Below are 15,903 nucleotides of genomic sequence, written 5' to 3' on the forward strand. Positions count from 1 at the left end.
TGCCTTCCGGCCACCCCGGCGGGGGCGTCGCTCCGGGCCGCCGCCCATACTCGACGTATGACCGCCTACGACGTGATCGTCCTTGCCGGCGGGGCCGCGAAGCGGCTCGGCGGCGCCGACAAGCCAGGAGTCCGGGTGGGCGGCCGGGCGCTGCTCGACCGGGTGCTCGCGGCGTGCGCCGGCGCGGCGCTCACCGTCGTGGTGGGCGGCCGTCGCGCCACCGCCAGACCGGTGCTCTGGACCCGGGAAGTGCCCGAGGGCGGCGGCCCGTTGGCGGCGCTGGGGGCGGGGCTGCGGCTGACGACGGCGGAGCGCGTTCTCGTCCTCTCCGCCGACCTTCCGTTCCTCGGCGCGGGGACGGTCGACGCGCTGCTCGCCGCGGCCGGACAGCCCGGCCGGGAAGGGGCCCTGTGCACCGACCCCGGCGGGCGTGACCAGCCGCTGGTGGCCGCCTACCGCGCCGAGCCGCTCCGCCGGGAGCTGGCCCTGCTCGCCGTCGAGTACGGGGGGCTCGCCGGGCTGCCGCTCCGGCTCCTGACTGCGGAGCTCGATCTCGCCCGGGTCGACGCGGGCCCCGACGCCGCGTTCGACTGCGACACTTGGGACGACATCGCGGCCGCCAGAGCCCGGATCAGGGAGCATGGGGCCGTGCTGGACGAATGGATCACCTCGGTCAAGAACGAACTGGGAATCGAACTCGACGTCGACACCGGTGTCCTGCTCGACCTCGCCCGCGACGCCGCGCACGGAGTGGCCCGCCCCGCCGCACCGCTCACGACCTTCCTGGTCGGGTACGCGGCGGCCAGGGCGAGCGCGGGCGCGGGTCCCGACGAGGCCGCGGCAGCGGTCGCGGAGGCCGCTCGCAAGGCCACCGCCCTGGCTCTGCGCTGGGAAGCGGAAGCGAACGCGGAGACGAACGCGGAGACGAACGCGGAAACGAACGCGGAGACGAAGCCCGATGCGGGACGCGAAGGGACTGGGGCCCCATGACCGGCCCCGACCCGGTCCGACCCGGTCGCTCCCGCCGTGCCCCGGACGACGTCGCACAGGCGGAGGCACAGGCGGAGGCGGAACGGGCCGTCGAGCAGGCGCTCGCCCTGGTCGGCGGGGCGCGATCCGGCCCGGGCCGGGACCCCGACCGCCGACGGGACGTCTCCGACGGCGGCCCGTGCGGTGACGCGAACGACGCACCCACCGGCAGCCCCCACTCCACCCTGAACAGCGCCACCAGTGCCACCAGTGCCACCAGTGCCACCAGCGCCACCAGCGCCACCAGCGCCACCAGCGCCAACAGAGCCGCTCCGGGCGGCCCCACCCCGACCGGTGCCCCGCCTCCGCCCCCGCCCCTCTCCTGGGACCGGGCGCGGGCGGTCGCGGCGCGGGCCGGGCGGGCGGCTCCGCTCGCGGCGATCCGGTTGCCGCTCGACCGAGCGCTCGGGCATGTGCTGGCCGAGCCGCTCGGCGCGCTCACCGATCTGCCGTCCTTCGACACCTCGGCCATGGACGGCTGGGCGGTCGCAGGGCCGGGGCCCTGGGCGTTCGGGGCCGGGGCGGGGCTCCTCGCCGGACGCGGCCCCGGCGCCGCGCTGCCCGACGGCACCGCCGTACGGATCGCCACCGGCGCCCGCGTCCCGCCCGACACCACGGCGGTCATCCGCAGCGAGCACGCGCACCCCGACGAGGCCAAGGGGCTGCTCCACGCCAGGCGGCCGGTGGTCGCCGGGCAGGACATCAGACCCCGGGGCCAGGAGTGCCGCTCGGGCGAGCAGCTCGTCCCGGTCGGGACGGTCGTGACCCCGGCCGTGCTCGGTCTCGCCGCGGCCGCCGGGTACGACGCGCTGCCCGCCGTGCCCCGTCCGCGCGTCCACATCCTCGTCCTCGGCGACGAACTGCTCGCCTCCGGCCTGCCGCACGACGGGCTCATCCGGGACGCACTCGGCCCCATGCTCGGCCCCTGGCTTCGAGCCCTGGGCGCCGAGGTCTCCGGGCCCCGTCGCCTCGGCGACGACGCGGAAGCGCTGCGCGCTGCCCTCACCGCCTCCGACGCCGACCTGATCGTCACCACCGGCGGCACCGCCTCCGGCCCGGTCGACCATGTGCACCCGGTCCTCGACTCCCTCGGGGCCGAACTCCTGGTGGACGGGGTCGCGGTCCGCCCCGGCCACCCCATGCTGCTGGCACGACTTCCGGCTTCGGCACAGCCGGAGCGACAGCCGCAGGAAGCGCCGGACGGACAGCCGCAGGGGCAGGCGGAGGGCTCGCCGAAGCGACAGCCGCTGGGCTCGCCGGACGGGCCCTATCTGGTCGGGCTGCCCGGCAATCCGCTCGCGGCCGTATCAGGCCTGCTGACGCTCGTGGAGCCGCTGCTCGCGGGGATCGCGGGCCGCCCCGCCCAGGACGCGTACCGGGCTCTCGTCCATGCCGAGGTGCACGGGCATCCGCACGACACCCGCCTCGTCCCCGTGGTCCATCGCGCGGGGCGGGCGGGTGGCCGGGACCACGTCGCGCCGCTGCGCTACAACGGGCCCGCGATGCTGCGGGGAATCGCCGCGGCGGACGGGCTGGCCGTGGTGGTGCCGGGCGGGGTACGGTCCGGCACCGAGGTGGAGATTCTGGATCTCCCATGGGCCCCGGCGACGCCGTGGACGGAAGGGTGTTTCACGTGAAACTTCCCGGCCACGATGCGATGGCCAGGCGAGCCGAAGAAGTGGTCGTGCCGACCCGGGTGATGCTGCCCCGCCGGGTCGTCGACGGCCCGGCCCGCCAGGTCGGCAAGCGCCTGCTGATGGCGCTGCTCGTACTGACCGCGACCGTGCTGATCGTCTGGCTCGACCGCGGCGGCTACAACGACAACGCCGATGGCAAGGTCGATCTGCTCGACGCGGTCTACTACGCGACGGTCACCCTCTCCACCACCGGGTACGGGGACATCACCCCGTACAGCGACGGGGCCAGGCTGATCAATGTGGTGCTCGTGACACCGCTGCGCGTGCTCTTCCTGATCATCCTGGTCGGTACCACTCTCGAAGTCCTCACGGAACGGACCCGCGAGGACTTCCGGCTGAAGCGTTGGAGATCCAACTTGCGTGACCACACCGTCGTCGTCGGCTTCGGTACGAAGGGCCGCTCGGCGATCCTGACTCTCTGCACCACCGGCCTGCGGAAGGACCAGATCGTCGTCGTCGATCCGGCCTCCAAGGTGATCGAGGCCGCCAACGCCGAGGGATTCACCGGCGTGCTCGGCGACGCCACCCGCAGCGATGTCCTGCTGCGCGCGGAGCTTCAGAAGGCCCGGCAGATCATCATCGCCACCCAGCGCGACGACACGGCCGTCCTGGTGGCCCTGACCGCACGGCAACTGAACCGTGGGGCGAAGATCGTGGCGGCGGTGCGCGAGGAGGAGAACGCTCCCCTGCTGCGGCAGTCCGGCGCCGACGCCGTCATCACCAGCGCCAGTGCCGCCGGGCGGCTGCTCGGCCTCTCCGTCCTCAGCCCCAGCGCGGGTACCGTGATGGAGGACCTGATCCAGCAGGGCAGCGGCCTCGACCTGGTGGAACGGCCTGTCATAAAGGCCGAGGTGGGCAAGAACGTACGGGAGACGGACGACCTCGTCGTCAGCGTCCTGCGCGGGCACCGGCTGCTCGGTTACGACGACCCGGCGGCCAGCCCGTTGCAGCTGACGGACCGGGTCATCACCATCGTGCGGAAGAGCCCCAGCTCCGCCTCCGCGCCGAACAACTCGATGCCGCCGCGCCCCTGAACCCACGCCGTGCCGGAGTAGCCTCGCGGCCATGCATGCGATCACGATTCCCGAACCCGGCGGCCCCGAGGCGCTCGTGTGGGCCGAGGTGCCCGATCCCGTACCCGGCGACGGCGAGGTCCTCGTCGAGGTCGTCGCCTCCGCAGTGAACCGTGCGGACGTGCTCCAGCGGCAGGGCTTCTACAACCCGCCGCCCGGCGCGTCCCCCTACCCCGGCCTGGAGTGCGCGGGCCGAATCCTGGCGCTCGGTCCCGGAGTGACCGGCTGGGCGGTCGGCGACGCCGTGTGCGCGCTACTGGCGGGCGGCGGCTACGCGGAGAAGGTCGCCGTGCCGGCGGGCCAGCTCCTCCCCGTACCGGAGGGCGTCGACCTGGTGGAGGCCGCGGCGCTCCCCGAGGTCACCGCGACGGTGTGGTCCAACGTCTTCATGGTGGCCCACCTCCGCCCCGGCGAGACCTTCCTGGTGCACGGCGGCTCCAGCGGAATTGGCACGATGGCGATCCAGTTGGCGAAGGCGGTCGGGGCCCGGGTCGCGGTCACGGCGGGCAGTCCGGAGAAGCTCGCCCGGTGCGCCGAGCTGGGGGCGGACATCCTCATCAACTACCGCGAGCAGGATTTCGTCGAGGAGCTGCGGGAGAACACCGCCGGGTCGGGGGCCGACGTCATCCTGGACCTCATCGGCGCCAAGTACCTGGACCGGAATGTGCAGGCGCTCGCCGTCAACGGCCGCCTCGCGATCATCGGGCTCCAAGGCGGGGCCAAGGGCGAGCTGAATCTCGGCGCCCTGCTGACCAAGCGGGCCGCCGTCACCGCGACCTCCCTGCGGGGCCGCCCGCTCCACGAGAAGGCCGCCATCGTCGCCGCCGTACGCGAGCACGTGTGGCCGTTGATCGCGGACGGGGTGGTCCGGCCGGTGGTGGACCGGACGCTGCCGATGGCGGACGCCGCCGAGGCGCACCGGGTGCTGGAGTCCAGCACGCACATCGGGAAGGTGCTCCTGGTCGCACCGTCGGCCGGTGCCTGACCCGCGGAGCGGACAGCCGTAGGCCGACGCCTGACCCGCAGAGCGGACAGGCCGTAGGCCGACGCCTGACCCGTAAAGCGGATACCTGACCCCGTGAACGGGCCGCAGACGCGACGAGGGGCCCGGCGCACACCGTGATGTGCGCGCCGGGCCCCTCGTGGTCGGTCCTCCGACTTCAGGAGGCGGATGAGGCGGAGACGGGGTCTACAGATACGGGCCCGAACGGATCGGGCCGTGCGGGTCCGCGCCGCCTTCCTCGTCCTCGTGTCCTGTGCCGGGCGGCAGGGCGCGGCGCATCTGCTCCAGCTGGGCGCGGGCCGCCATCTGCTGCGCGAACAGCGCCGTCTGGATGCCGTGGAACAGGCCCTCCAGCCAGCCCACGAGCTGGGCCTGGGCGATCCGCAGCTCTGCCTCGGAGGGCACCGACTCCTCGGTGAAGGGCAGGGAGAGCCGCTCCAGTTCCTCGACCAGCTCGGGCGCCAGGCCGTCCTCCAGTTCCTTCACGGAGCTGGCGTGGATCTCCTTGAGCCTGACCCGGCTCGCCTCGTCGAGAGGGGCCGCCCTGACCTCCTCCAGGAGCTGCTTGATCATGCTGCCGATGCGCATGACCTTCGCGGGCTGTTCCACCATTTCCGTCACCGGGACCTCGCGCGACTCGTCGTCACTGGCACCGCCGCCGATAGCCATTCCGTCCTGGCCCACGACAAGGACCTGCGGGTGCTCCTGCGACCGGTCATTCCTCGGCATTTCCATGCCGCCATTGTCTCGCACACACGCCGTACCCCACGTTGGTGCCCCCGAAAACGGAAGATCCACCGTCTTCGGGGGCACCGAAAGCCCACCGCAAGCCTTCCGGCAGCACCGAAAGCCCTCCGGCAGCACTGCCAGCATCGGTACCAGCATCGGTACCAGCATCGGTACCAGCATCGGTACCAGCATCGGTACCAGCACCGCCAGCACCACCAGCGCCGCTCAGCCCGCGCGTCGCGCCAGGGTCAGCCGGGAGCTGGTGAGGCCGGCCGCCAGGAGTCCGGCGAGCACCGGGACGACCAGGGCCAGCAGCCCGACGGTCTCCCACGGCATCACGATCGGCGTGTACGCCGACTCCATCGGATCCTCCCGCATGTCCGCCAGCGCCGCGCGCAGGTCGGTCAGGCGCAGGGCCACGGCGGGCACGAGCCCCGCCGCCGTCCCCAGGAGCACCCCGGTCAGGGCGACGACCAGGCACTGGAAGCCGGACAGCGAACGCCGCACCCCCGGGGCGCGCCCACCGCGCTGAGCGTGGTGAGGTCGGCCTCCGCGTCGGCCTTGGACAGCCCGGTCGTGATGGCCGCCGCGCCCAGGGTCACCACCCCGGCGAAGAGGGCGAGGAGCAGCAGGACCGTGTCGGTGTCGTCGTTCCTGCGGAACGTCTCGTTCGACGTCATCAGGTACGCGCGGTTCCCGGCCTGAGCGAACGCGGCGTGGGTCGCCTGGCTCTCGGCATCCGTGGCATCCCGGTCGAGCGTGTAGAAGCTGCCGTACTCCTCGACGTGCAGGCCGAGCCGTTGTGCGGTCTTCTCCGGCATGACCATCCGGATGCCCGGCGTCGCCGCGTAGCGGTCCGGTGCGACGTAGACCTTCAGCCGGTCGGTGGTGACGCGGGTCTTGCCGGGGTGCAGGGCCCGGTTCTTCTTGTCGCGGTCGTTGTAGGCGTGGGTGGCCTTCAGGGCGATCTCGCCGTTCTTCGCGTACGCCGAGTTGAGCAGGACGGGCGTGCCCTCCGCCAGGGCTTTCGCCGCCGCCGGGTCCTCCAGCTTCACGTACGAGTCGAGCACGTCCGCGCCCCCGACGACGATCTTGTCGCCGCCGGTGCCGAACGCGACCATCGTGTAGTGCTCGTCCATGCAGGCCGGGGAGTTCATCAGCCGCTTGTGCTCGTCGGCCGAGATCCGCAGGGCGAGCTCCTTGGCGCCCTTGCCCTTCAGCGGGCAGGAGTGGCCCTTGCCGGTGGGCTTGACGAGTTCGAGGGTGCCGCAGCCGCTCTCCTCGTCGTAATAGACCATGCAGTCGCTGCCGGCCCAGACCCGGCTGATGTCGGCGCGTGCGCCGCTGACCGGGAAGTTCTGCTCGACGGCGGCCCGGGTGCGCGCCAGTTCGGCGCTGTCGCCGGTGTCGGCGGCCATCAGGGCGACGGTGCCCGGGGTCAGATTGGGCTGGTAGTCGTACGCCTGCTCGGCGGCGTTGCTGCTGGTGTACGTGGCGATGGCGACGCTGCCCGCGACGGCCGCCATCACGGCGGCGACGGCGGGCGCGGTGCGGCCCCGGTTGCGGGCCGCGTCGCGCAGGGCGATGCGGGGCGTCAGCGGGAGCCGTCGGCCGAGCCGGCCGAGGAAGCCGACGATCACCGGGATGCAGCCGAGGACGCCCAGTTCGGCGAGGACGGATCCCCCGGCGACGAGGGCGGTGTCGCCGGCCACCCCGCCGTAGACCGCGACCGCGACGCCGGCCGTGAGCGCGACGACACCGACGACGGGCAGGACGCGGGAGCTGCGGCGGGTGCCGCGCCGGCCGGTGAGCGACTCCAGGACGGACTGGCGGCCCGCGACGATCGCCGGGGCGAGCGCGGCGAGGACGCCGGTGACCAGACCGAGCAGGGCGATGCCGAGGATCTCCCAGGGCCGTACGGTCAGTTCGCCGAAGCGGCTGCCCGTGTAGTCCTCGATCATCGGGCGGAACAGGGCGGTCAGGCCGAATCCGGCGCCGACCCCGGCCACCGCGCCGACCGCGCCGAGCACCGCGCCACCGGCGAGCACCACGGCCCGGACCTGGCCCCTGCTGCCGCCGCAGGAGCCGACCAGGCCGAGCTGCCGACGTGAACGACGGGCGCCCACGGCGAACGCGGGGCCGGCCAGCAGCACGATCTCCAGGACCGCCATGGCGGCCACCGTGAGCACCGCCGCGGTCAGCTCCGTGTCCGTGTCGTACGCCAGGCTCGTCCCGGCCATCGGGACCTCGGAGTCCGGCGGCGGATCCAGGGCGACCTGGCGGGAGACGACCACCACCCCCCTGTCGTTGGCGGCGAGGATGTCCTGCCAGGTCACACCCGCGCCGGGCGGGCCCTGGACCAGCCAGTCCGGGTCGCTCGCCTGGGGTGGCGACACGTTCTTGTCGCGCTCGGCGATCTTCTGCCACGGGGCGATGACCGAGCCGGGGACCGCGTACAGGGAGTCCGCCCGCAGGTCGGCGGGGAGTTCGACCGCTCCGGTGAGGGTGTAGGTCCGGTCGGGGCCGCGCACGGTGACGCGGTCCCCGATGGACAGGCCGGACGCCTCGATGAACTTCTCGGTCGCCGCGATCTCGTTCCCGGCCCGGGGGTAGGCGCCGTCGGTCAGCTCGATCCGGCCGCGCAGCATCGGGTCGGCGATGGACAGTTCGGTGATCTCGGTGTTCGCGATGCCGTGCCGGGTGGTCACCGACGCGGGAACGCTCCGCTCGGTGAGGTGCCGCGACCCCTCGGGGAAGGTGGCGGGCACGTCGACCGGCCGCTCCTGCTCCTCGGGGGTCGGGTCCGGCGCGCCGTCGAGCGGACCCCAGTTGACGCCGTCGGGCATCTGCTGGAGCTTCACCGGGCCCATGCCCGTGGCGGAGAACCGGGCGTCGGCCGCACCCAGTTCACCGGTCAGCTCCTCGGCCCTGGTGGGCAGCGCGCTGCGGTAGGTGAGGTCGGCGGCGGTCACGCCGAGGACCGGCAGGGCGATCATCGCGACGACCAGGGCGCTGCGGCCCTTGGCCCGTACGGCGTCGCGCCGGGCTATGCGGAAGGCGGCGCGCCAGCCGGGGAGCGGGTTCACGTGGCGGCCTCGGCGGTTCCGGCGGAGAGCAGGGAGTCGGCCCCGGTGGACAGCGTCTGATCGACGATCGAGCCGTCCCGGAGGAAGACGACCCGGTCGGCCCAGGCCGCGTACCGGGGCTCATGGGTCACCATGACGCCGGCCGCGCCCTGGTCGCAGCGGGTGCGCAGCAGGGCGAGGACGGCCTCGCCGGTCTCGGAGTCAAGCGCTCCGGTCGGCTCGTCGGCGAGCACGAGGCGCCGGTCGCCGACGAGGGCGCGGGCGATGGCGACGCGCTGCTGCTGGCCGCCGGACATCTCGTCGGGGAAGCGGTCGGCGATCTCCTCCAGCTTCAGCTCGGCCAGCGCGGCGAGGGCCTCCTTACGGGCCTTGCGCACGGAGACGCCGTCGAGTTCGCGGGGCAGCGCGATGTTCTCGGCGGCGGTCAGGGCGGGGATGAGGTTGTAGTCCTGGAAGACGTAACCGACGCTGCGGCGGCGCAGGGCGGCCATCCCCTTGGCGCCGAGGGCGGCGATGTCCTGGCCCTCGATGACCACCTGGCCGCTGGTGGCGGTGTCGAGCCCGCCGGCCAGGGTCAGCAGGGTGGACTTGCCGGAGCCGGAGGGGCCCATCACGGCGACCAGTTCGCCCGGGTGCACGGCGAGCTGGATCCCGCGCAGGGCGTGCACCTCGGCGATGCCGGAGCCGTGGGTACGGGTCAGCGCCCGCAGTTCGAGTACGGGGCTGCCGCCGGGCGTCCCGGAGGACGGCGGGGGCGGGGGTGTGGCGGACGAAGGCATGGCGGGTGGTTCCCCCCTGGGAACGGACGGGGTCAGGTGTGGGCGGCGGTGGGGCCGGGGACGTGGGTGCTGGTGCTGGGGATGTGGGCGGCGGTGCCGGGACGGGCGCCCGTCGGCACCGCGGGAGTCGGCGTCAGCGCCTGGACCGGGTCCGGCCGGCCAGTGAGCGGGCCGGACCGCGGGTGGCCGCGGGGCCGGGCTCGGCGGAGGGTTCGGTCGCGGCGGCCTCGGCAAGGCGGACGAGCCGGGACTCGCAGTGGTCGAGCCAGCGGGCCTCGGCCTCCGCCTGGAAGATCAGCTGCTCCACGACGAGGAGCCAGGCGACCTCGTCCCGGTTGGCCGGGACGTCGGCCAGGGCCTGGGCCTTGAGGCGGGTGTAGTCCTGCATCGCCTTGAGCGTGTGGTGGCGCTGGGACTGGATGACGTCCCGGATGTCGACGCCGGGCGCGCCCACGGCCATGGCGAGCTTGATGGCCAGTTCGTCGCGGGGCGGACTGGTGCGGTCCACGGGCGTCTCGAACCAGGTGCGCAGCTCCGTGCGGCCGTCGTCGGTGATCGCGTAGAGGTCGTGCCCGGCGTCGTCCGAGCCCTCCTGGACGATCATGCCGTCGCGCTCCAGCCGGCTGAGCGTCGTGTAGACCTGCCCGACGTTCAGGGGCCAGGTGGAGCCGGTGCGTGACTCGAACTCGGTGCGGAGCCGGGACCCGTAACGAGGGCCCCGCTCCAGCAGGGCCAGCAGGCCGTGACGAATGGACATACTGAGTATGTATACCGAGTATGTTCGTCCTGGCAAGTCCCGCCGACCCGGTTCGGTGCGACACGACAGAGGGTCGCGACGCTCAGTTCGCCCGGCGCATACGGAAGGCGAGGAAGCCGAGCCCCAGCCCGACCAGCGCGATGCCCGTACCGAGCGAGACCTGCTGCACCCGGCGCACGGACGAGGCGTCCAGAGCCTGTCCTGACCGGGGCCCCGGATCGGTGAAGGCGCTGGGCGGCGGGGTGGAAGCGGGCAGGTCGACCGGGTCCACGAGGTCCGTGCCGGGCTTCTCCTCCGGCACCGGCTCCTCGGCCCGCGCCAGCTCCAGCGGCGTCAGCGAACGCCCGGGACGCGCCTTGCCCGCCCCGGCCTCGCGCCCGGCCAGGGGGGCGGTCGATCCGGATACGGCGGGGGAAGGGGAGGAAGAGGCGGAGGCGGAGTCCGGCGACTCGGCCCCGGGCCCGGCGGGGGCCCCCGCCCCGTGCCCGGTCGCTGCCGGGGAGGACGGGGCCGGACCGGTTCCCGGCGCTCCGGAGACCGGGACGCCGGACCGTACGGGCAGGACGGAGGGGAGCGCCGAGGGGGACGCGGAGCCCGGCGGTACGGGCTGTGCCGCGGCCGGACGGGCGGGGGTCGCGGACGCGGTGGCGGGGCTCGACGCCGCGGGGGCGGAGGCCGTGGCGGTGCGGGGCGGGCCCTCGGGCGCCGGTGCACCGTGGGCGGATCCGCCCAGCGGCCCCAGCGCCGCTCCGGCCGCCGCCATCAGACAGACCGCACACCTCGACGACCACGCGGCCGGAAGTCCTGGAGCCATGAGATCAGCGTCACACGGGCCCCCTCATCCGGCATCCCGGATGCGGTATCCGGAAATACGGGGCCCTGAGAGTGCCCTGATAACGGTCCGGGACGGAGATCAGTGGGCCGTAACGGTCATCCCCGGACACCGCCCGGTCGGACGGTGTCGACGGATGACCGGCGGGTCAGGAGGGCCTGCCGGTGGAGACCTGGAGTTCGAAGTGGGCGCCGCGCTCGGAAACGGCCGCGCCGGAGGACGGGAACTGGCCGACGACCTGGCCCTCGGCGTAGGTGTTGCCCTTCTCCTCGATCTCCTTGATGGTCCATCCCGCGGCGGCCGCACACGCCTTCGCGGACAGGATGTCCTTGTAGACGAAGTTCGGCGCCTGGACCTTCGCCGGGTCGTTGGAGTCCTCGGAGGCGTCCGTGCACTCCGTGCTCTTCATCGTCCGGTTGCGCTCCGGCGGGCGGTACCCCTCCACCTCGCTGGTGCCCGGGTCGCCGCCCTTGCCCGCCTCGTCGTCCTTGTTGCCGTCCTGGAGGGCGATCGCGGTGATCAGGCCGCCGATGGCCAGCAGTGCGACGACGATCGAACCGACGACGACCGGCATGTTCCGCTTGGAGCCGCCGGCGGCCACGCCGCCCACGGCCGTCGAGTGCTGCGGGCTGATCGAGTACGGCGGCGGGGTCTGGTGAGCCGGCGGTCCCGGGGTCTGGTAGCCCTGGGCCTGCGGGTAGCCGTAGCCCGGCGTGGGCGCCGGCTGGCTGTACGGGCCCGGCTGGTGGGGCTGCTGCTGCGGATGCGGCTGGTACGGCGTCTGGACGCTCTGGGGTGCCGGAGTGCTCTGGTCGACCGGCGGGAACACCGCGGAGCCGACACCGGAGCCGCTGTTGGCGGGCCCGCCGCCTGCCACGATAACGGGGGCGCCGGTCCGGCCGCCGGAGGCGTTCAGCACGCGGGCGATCTCGTCGCGCATCGCGGCGGCGCTGGGGAAGCGCTCGTTCGGGTTCTTCTTGAGCGCGCGGGCGACGAGGGCGTCCATCGCCGGGGTGACCGACCGGTTGATGCTGGACGGCGCGACCGGCTCCTCCTGCACATGCGCGTACGCGATGGCCAGCGGCGAGTCCGCGTCGAACGGGAGCCGGCCGGTGAACAGCTGGAAGAGCATGATGCCCACCGAATACAGGTCGGACCGGGCGTCGACGCCGCGGCCGAGGGCCTGCTCGGGGGAGAGGTACTGCGGGGTGCCGACGACCATGCCGGTCTGTGTCATCGAGGTGACACCGGACTGCATGGCACGGGCGATGCCGAAGTCCATGACCTTGACGATGCCGCGCTTGGTCATCATCACGTTGCCGGGCTTGATGTCCCGGTGGACCAGGCCCATCTCGTGGCTGGTCTCCAGCGCGGCGAGCACGTCCGCCGTCACCTTGAGGGCCTTGTCGGCGGGCATCGCGCCATGACTGCGGATGTCGGCGGCCAGCACCGAGCCGAGCGGCTGCCCCTCGACGTACTCCATGACGATGTAGGGCATCAGCGCACCGCCGAGCTCGTCCTCGCCGGTGTCGAAGACGGAGACGATGTTGGTGTGCTGGAGCTTGGCGACGGCCTGCGCCTCGCGTCGGAAGCGCTCGCGGAAGGACTGCTCGCGGCCGAGCTCCGTGTGCAGGGTCTTGATCGCGACCTGGCGGTCGAGGGCGGAGTCGTAGGCCAGGTACACGGACGCCATCCCGCCCTCGCCGAGCAGGTCGCGCAGCTGGTAGCGGCCGCCCGCGACCGCCCCGCCCGCGTAGCGGCCCTGTGCGCCGTCCTGACTCATGACTTGCATCCCCCTCGGCGGCGCGCGGTCGCACGCGGTGTATCCGTCTGACGTGTTTGCGTGCGACGCGGTTCCGTACAACGCGATTACGCGCCAAGTCTGCCGCAGGGGTACGACACGTCAAGCCGGGTGCCCGTTCCGTGACCCTCAGCACAGGAAGCGTCTCGGAAGCGTTACAGGAAACGCATCAAATCCATGTGTAGGACGCGCCGGGCGGTCCGATGATCCTGCCGCAGCGGAACCGTGGTGTCCGGCGGAGGCTGTAGCGTGACGCTGCAATGCAGCAAGGCACCGTGAGAACCCGCGGACGCGCGGACAGATACGACGGCGAGGACTGATGGCACCCGATTCCGAAGCAAACGGCGGCGGAGTTTCGGATGGCTCCGACGCCTGGGGTGTCGGCGGCGTGGTCGGTGACGGGCGTTACCGGATGACCTACCGGCTCGGCCGGGGCGGCATGGCGGAGGTCTACGCGGCGGAGGACGTCCGGCTCGGACGTACGGTCGCGGTGAAGCTCCTCCGCTCCGACCTGGCCGAGGACCCGGTCTCCAAGGCGCGCTTCACCCGCGAGGCACAGTCCGTCGCGGGCCTCAACCACCACGCGATCGTCGCCGTCTACGACTCCGGCGAGGACGTCGTGGGCGGCCAGACCGTCCCGTACATCGTGATGGAGCTGGTCGAGGGCCGCACCATCCGCGACCTGCTCCTGACCGCGGAGGCCCCGCCTCCCGAGCAGGCGCTGATCATCGTCTCGGGGGTGCTCGAAGCCCTCGCGTACTCGCACCAGCACGGCATCGTGCACCGCGACATCAAGCCCGCCAACGTGATCATCACGGACTCCGGCGCGGTCAAGGTGATGGACTTCGGCATCGCCCGCGCGCTGCACGGCGCGCAGTCGACGATGACCCAGACCGGCATGGTCATGGGCACCCCGCAGTACCTCTCCCCCGAGCAGGCGCTCGGCAAGGCCGTCGACCACCGGTCCGACCTGTACGCCACCGGCTGTCTGCTCTACGAACTGCTGGCGCTGCGGCCCCCGTTCACCGGCGAGACCCCGCTCTCCGTGGTCTACCAGCACGTCCAGGACATCCCGGTGCCGCCGTCCGAGGTCTCGGACGTGGTGCCGCCGGAGCTGGACGGGATGGCGATGCGCGCGCTGGCGAAGGACCCGGACGACCGGTTCCAGAGCGCCGAGGAGATGCGCGGGCTCGTCCAGTACAGCCTCCAGATGCTCCAGGTGCAGGGCGGCCACACGGGCACGTGGAACACCGGCCCGGTCGCGCTGCGCGAGGGGGGCCAGACCCCGCCGCACGGGATGTCCGGCTCCACCCGCGCGATGGGCCACCCGACGCACGGGGACACCTCACAGGGCCCGATCCTGCCGCCGTACAACCCGGACGACGGGGGCTACGACGGCGGCGGCCGGCGCTCCGGCGGGCGCGGCAAGATGTGGCTCTTCGTCCTGCTCGCGCTGATCGCGATCGGCGCGGGCGTCGCCTTCGCCGTCAACGCCGCGAAGGACGACGGCGGCAAGAAGGACCCGGTCACGCCGTCCACCTCGGTCAGCCAGTCCGAGAAGGAGAAGCCCTCCCCGTCGCCGTCCGAGGAGGAGGAGAGCGACGAGCCGGAGGACCCGGACACCTCCACCGGCGGCGGTCGGACGCAGCCGAATCCGCCGCCGTACAACCCGGACCCGATCCCGAGCGAGCCCTCGTTCACCCCGTCCCCGGACCCGACCGGCACGGACCCAGGGACCTCGGACGGCAACACCAACGAGGGCAACAGCGGCGAGCCCACCGGTGAGCCGACCGAGCCGACCACCGACCCCGGCACCCCGGGCGGACCCGGCGGCGACGACGAGGGCGGGGCCGGCGACGACGGCGGTACGGGCACGACGCCCGGCGAGACGGCGCTCGGCGCCACCACGACGGGATAACCACCACCGCACCACCGCACCACCTCTGAGCCCGGCGTGCGCCCTCGTGGCGCGCGCCGGGCTCACGCGGTGGTGCACCGCTTCACTCCGTGAAGGCCGCGCACACCGCTTCGTACTCCCGTGTCCACCACACCGCCAGGGCCGACACCGCGGGGAACTGCGGGTCGGCCCTGCGGTCGTGGAGGCGGTAGCGCCAGCGGAGTATCCAGAAGTCGTTGAGCCGCTCCCACCACACCCGGTGCACGGCGGCCGCCAGCTCGGCGGCCCCCGCCCCCGCGGCCCGCCGGTACGCGCGGGCGTACGCCCGTACCTTGGCGAGGTCCAGCTCCCCGGCCGGGCGGACGAAGAAGATTGCCGCCGCCCGCACAGCCTCCTCGGCGCGCGGCTGTACGGCCAGCCGGTCCCAGTCCACGATCGCGACCGGGTCGGCGCCCCGGTAGAGCAGGTTCAGCGGGTGGAAGTCCCCGTGCACCCAGCCGGTGGCGGGCCCGTCCGGCGTCGGCGGCCGGCGGTGGGAGTGCTGTTCGAGCAGGGCGCGGCGCTCCACGAGCCGGTGCACGGCGAGTTCGTCGAAGGCGTCGCGGGGGGCGTCCCGCCCGCCCTGCCCGCGCGCGGCGGCCAGCAGGTCGTCGATCAGCGCGAAGGTGTCGGCGGCGTCCGGGCTGCGGTGGACCGGCGGCGCGGGCGGACTCGCCGGATGCGGGCCGTCGCGCGGCGCCATCACCTGCTCCAGGCCGGTGTGCACGGTCCCCAGGAGCGCACCGAGCCGACGCGACTGGGAGAGGGTCAGCTCGGAGCCGACCCGGTGGAGTCCGTCGACCCAGGGGTGCAGGGCGTAGCACCGTTCGCCGATCACCGTGACGGTGTCGCCCAGGGCGTCCGTCAGGGGCGGGACGACGGGAACGCCTAGTGACTGTAGGCGCTGGGTGGCACGGTGCTGACGCACGATCGCGGCGCGTTCGCCGCTGGGGTCGCCCAGGTGCCTCTTGTCGAGATGGTGCTTGAGGAAGTAGGACCCGCTCGTGGTGGAGACGCGGTATCCGTGGTTCAGCAGGCCCTTGGTGATCGGCTCGCAGGCGAGCGGCTCGCCCACGTTCGGGTAACGGCGCAGCACCTCGCCGACCGGGGGAACAGGTGGACGGGTGACATATGAGCGCGGCACTTACCAGATGTTAGATCACTCTGCGTGGCCGCTCGGC

At 73.2% G+C, this 15,903-nt stretch carries 11 protein-coding genes and 1 pseudogene; 5 read left to right on the forward strand and 7 right to left on the reverse strand.

Going from position 1 to position 15,903, the window contains the following annotated elements; translation table 11 throughout:
• The first annotated feature begins 57 nt into the window (after positions 1-57).
• The 4 genes from AC3CH1_RS14470 to AC3CH1_RS14485 are packed head-to-tail and all read left to right on the forward strand — an operon-like array spanning position 58 to position 4,784.
• Complete coding sequence (locus AC3CH1_RS14470) at positions 58-990, forward strand: DUF6457 domain-containing protein (RefSeq protein WP_488463260.1); 933 nt, start codon at positions 58-60, stop codon at positions 988-990.
• Positions 987-2,666 carry a molybdopterin molybdotransferase MoeA gene (locus tag AC3CH1_RS14475; protein WP_488463261.1) on the forward strand — a complete coding sequence of 560 codons (1,680 nt, stop codon included), beginning with the start codon at positions 987-989 and terminating at the stop codon, positions 2,664-2,666. Before AC3CH1_RS14470 ends, AC3CH1_RS14475 begins: the two co-directional genes overlap by 4 nt.
• Positions 2,624-3,760, forward strand: coding sequence for a potassium channel family protein (locus AC3CH1_RS14480; RefSeq protein WP_361876479.1), 1,137 nt, complete (start codon positions 2,624-2,626; stop codon positions 3,758-3,760). Before AC3CH1_RS14475 ends, AC3CH1_RS14480 begins: the two co-directional genes overlap by 43 nt.
• A gap of 31 nt (positions 3,761-3,791) precedes the next feature.
• Positions 3,792-4,784, forward strand: coding sequence for an NAD(P)H-quinone oxidoreductase (locus AC3CH1_RS14485; RefSeq protein ID WP_488463262.1), 993 nt, complete (start codon positions 3,792-3,794; stop codon positions 4,782-4,784).
• 204 nt (positions 4,785-4,988) lie between these two features.
• Here the strand turns inward: AC3CH1_RS14485 and AC3CH1_RS14490 are convergent, their stop codons facing one another.
• The 6 genes and pseudogenes from AC3CH1_RS14490 to AC3CH1_RS14515 all read right to left on the reverse strand — a co-directional run bounded on the left by AC3CH1_RS14490 (position 4,989) and on the right by AC3CH1_RS14515 (position 12,768).
• Entirely contained in the window at positions 4,989-5,537 is a 549-nt protein-coding gene (locus AC3CH1_RS14490; protein WP_026290403.1) for a bacterial proteasome activator family protein, read from the reverse strand.
• A gap of 219 nt (positions 5,538-5,756) precedes the next feature.
• Positions 5,757-8,617: pseudogene (locus AC3CH1_RS14495) on the reverse strand (FtsX-like permease family protein).
• The gene (locus AC3CH1_RS14500; RefSeq protein ID WP_488463263.1) at positions 8,614-9,396 is read right to left on the reverse strand and encodes an ABC transporter ATP-binding protein; all 783 of its coding nucleotides are present in this window, start codon (positions 9,394-9,396) and stop codon (positions 8,614-8,616) included. The pseudogene AC3CH1_RS14495 and the gene AC3CH1_RS14500 overlap by 4 nt, the downstream one beginning before the upstream one ends.
• Positions 9,397-9,529: 133 nt before the next feature.
• Entirely contained in the window at positions 9,530-10,153 is a 624-nt protein-coding gene (locus tag AC3CH1_RS14505) for a PadR family transcriptional regulator (RefSeq protein WP_488463264.1), read from the reverse strand.
• An 82-nt stretch (positions 10,154-10,235) separates the two neighbouring features.
• Positions 10,236-10,967 carry a hypothetical protein gene (locus AC3CH1_RS14510; protein ID WP_488463265.1) on the reverse strand — a complete coding sequence of 244 codons (732 nt, stop codon included), beginning with the start codon at positions 10,965-10,967 and terminating at the stop codon, positions 10,236-10,238.
• A gap of 166 nt (positions 10,968-11,133) precedes the next feature.
• On the reverse strand, positions 11,134-12,768 hold the full coding sequence (locus AC3CH1_RS14515) for a protein kinase domain-containing protein (protein WP_488463266.1): 1,635 nt from the start codon (positions 12,766-12,768) through the stop codon (positions 11,134-11,136).
• Positions 12,769-13,105: 337 nt separating this feature from the next.
• Between AC3CH1_RS14515 and AC3CH1_RS14520 the strand changes: the two genes are divergently transcribed.
• Positions 13,106-14,704, forward strand: coding sequence for a protein kinase domain-containing protein (locus AC3CH1_RS14520; protein ID WP_488463267.1), 1,599 nt, complete (start codon positions 13,106-13,108; stop codon positions 14,702-14,704).
• A gap of 82 nt (positions 14,705-14,786) precedes the next feature.
• On the opposite strand, the gene AC3CH1_RS14525 is transcribed toward AC3CH1_RS14520, so the two are convergent.
• Positions 14,787-15,818, reverse strand: coding sequence for a phosphotransferase (locus AC3CH1_RS14525; protein ID WP_488463508.1), 1,032 nt, complete (start codon positions 15,816-15,818; stop codon positions 14,787-14,789).
• Positions 15,819-15,903 lie beyond the last annotated feature (85 nt).

The sequence above is a fragment of the Streptomyces sp. MGP-P1 genome (assembly GCF_057766565.1).

What these genes read in the sequence shown, in the direction of transcription:
- AC3CH1_RS14470 (WP_488463260.1), top strand. Translation starts at nt 58, where the DNA reads ATGACCGCCTACGACGTGATCGTCCTTGCCGGCGGGGCCGCGAAGCGG.
- AC3CH1_RS14475 (WP_488463261.1), top strand. Translation starts at nt 987, where the DNA reads ATGACCGGCCCCGACCCGGTCCGACCCGGTCGCTCCCGCCGTGCCCCG.
- AC3CH1_RS14480 (WP_361876479.1), top strand. Translation starts at nt 2,624, where the DNA reads ATGGGCCCCGGCGACGCCGTGGACGGAAGGGTGTTTCACGTGAAACTT.
- AC3CH1_RS14485 (WP_488463262.1), top strand. Translation starts at nt 3,792, where the DNA reads ATGCATGCGATCACGATTCCCGAACCCGGCGGCCCCGAGGCGCTCGTG.
- AC3CH1_RS14490 (WP_026290403.1), bottom strand. Translation starts at nt 5,537, where the DNA reads ATGGAAATGCCGAGGAATGACCGGTCGCAGGAGCACCCGCAGGTCCTT.
- AC3CH1_RS14500 (WP_488463263.1), bottom strand. Translation starts at nt 9,396, where the DNA reads ATGCCTTCGTCCGCCACACCCCCGCCCCCGCCGTCCTCCGGGACGCCC.
- AC3CH1_RS14505 (WP_488463264.1), bottom strand. Translation starts at nt 10,153, where the DNA reads ATGTCCATTCGTCACGGCCTGCTGGCCCTGCTGGAGCGGGGCCCTCGT.
- AC3CH1_RS14510 (WP_488463265.1), bottom strand. Translation starts at nt 10,967, where the DNA reads ATGGCTCCAGGACTTCCGGCCGCGTGGTCGTCGAGGTGTGCGGTCTGT.
- AC3CH1_RS14515 (WP_488463266.1), bottom strand. Translation starts at nt 12,768, where the DNA reads ATGAGTCAGGACGGCGCACAGGGCCGCTACGCGGGCGGGGCGGTCGCG.
- AC3CH1_RS14520 (WP_488463267.1), top strand. Translation starts at nt 13,106, where the DNA reads ATGGCACCCGATTCCGAAGCAAACGGCGGCGGAGTTTCGGATGGCTCC.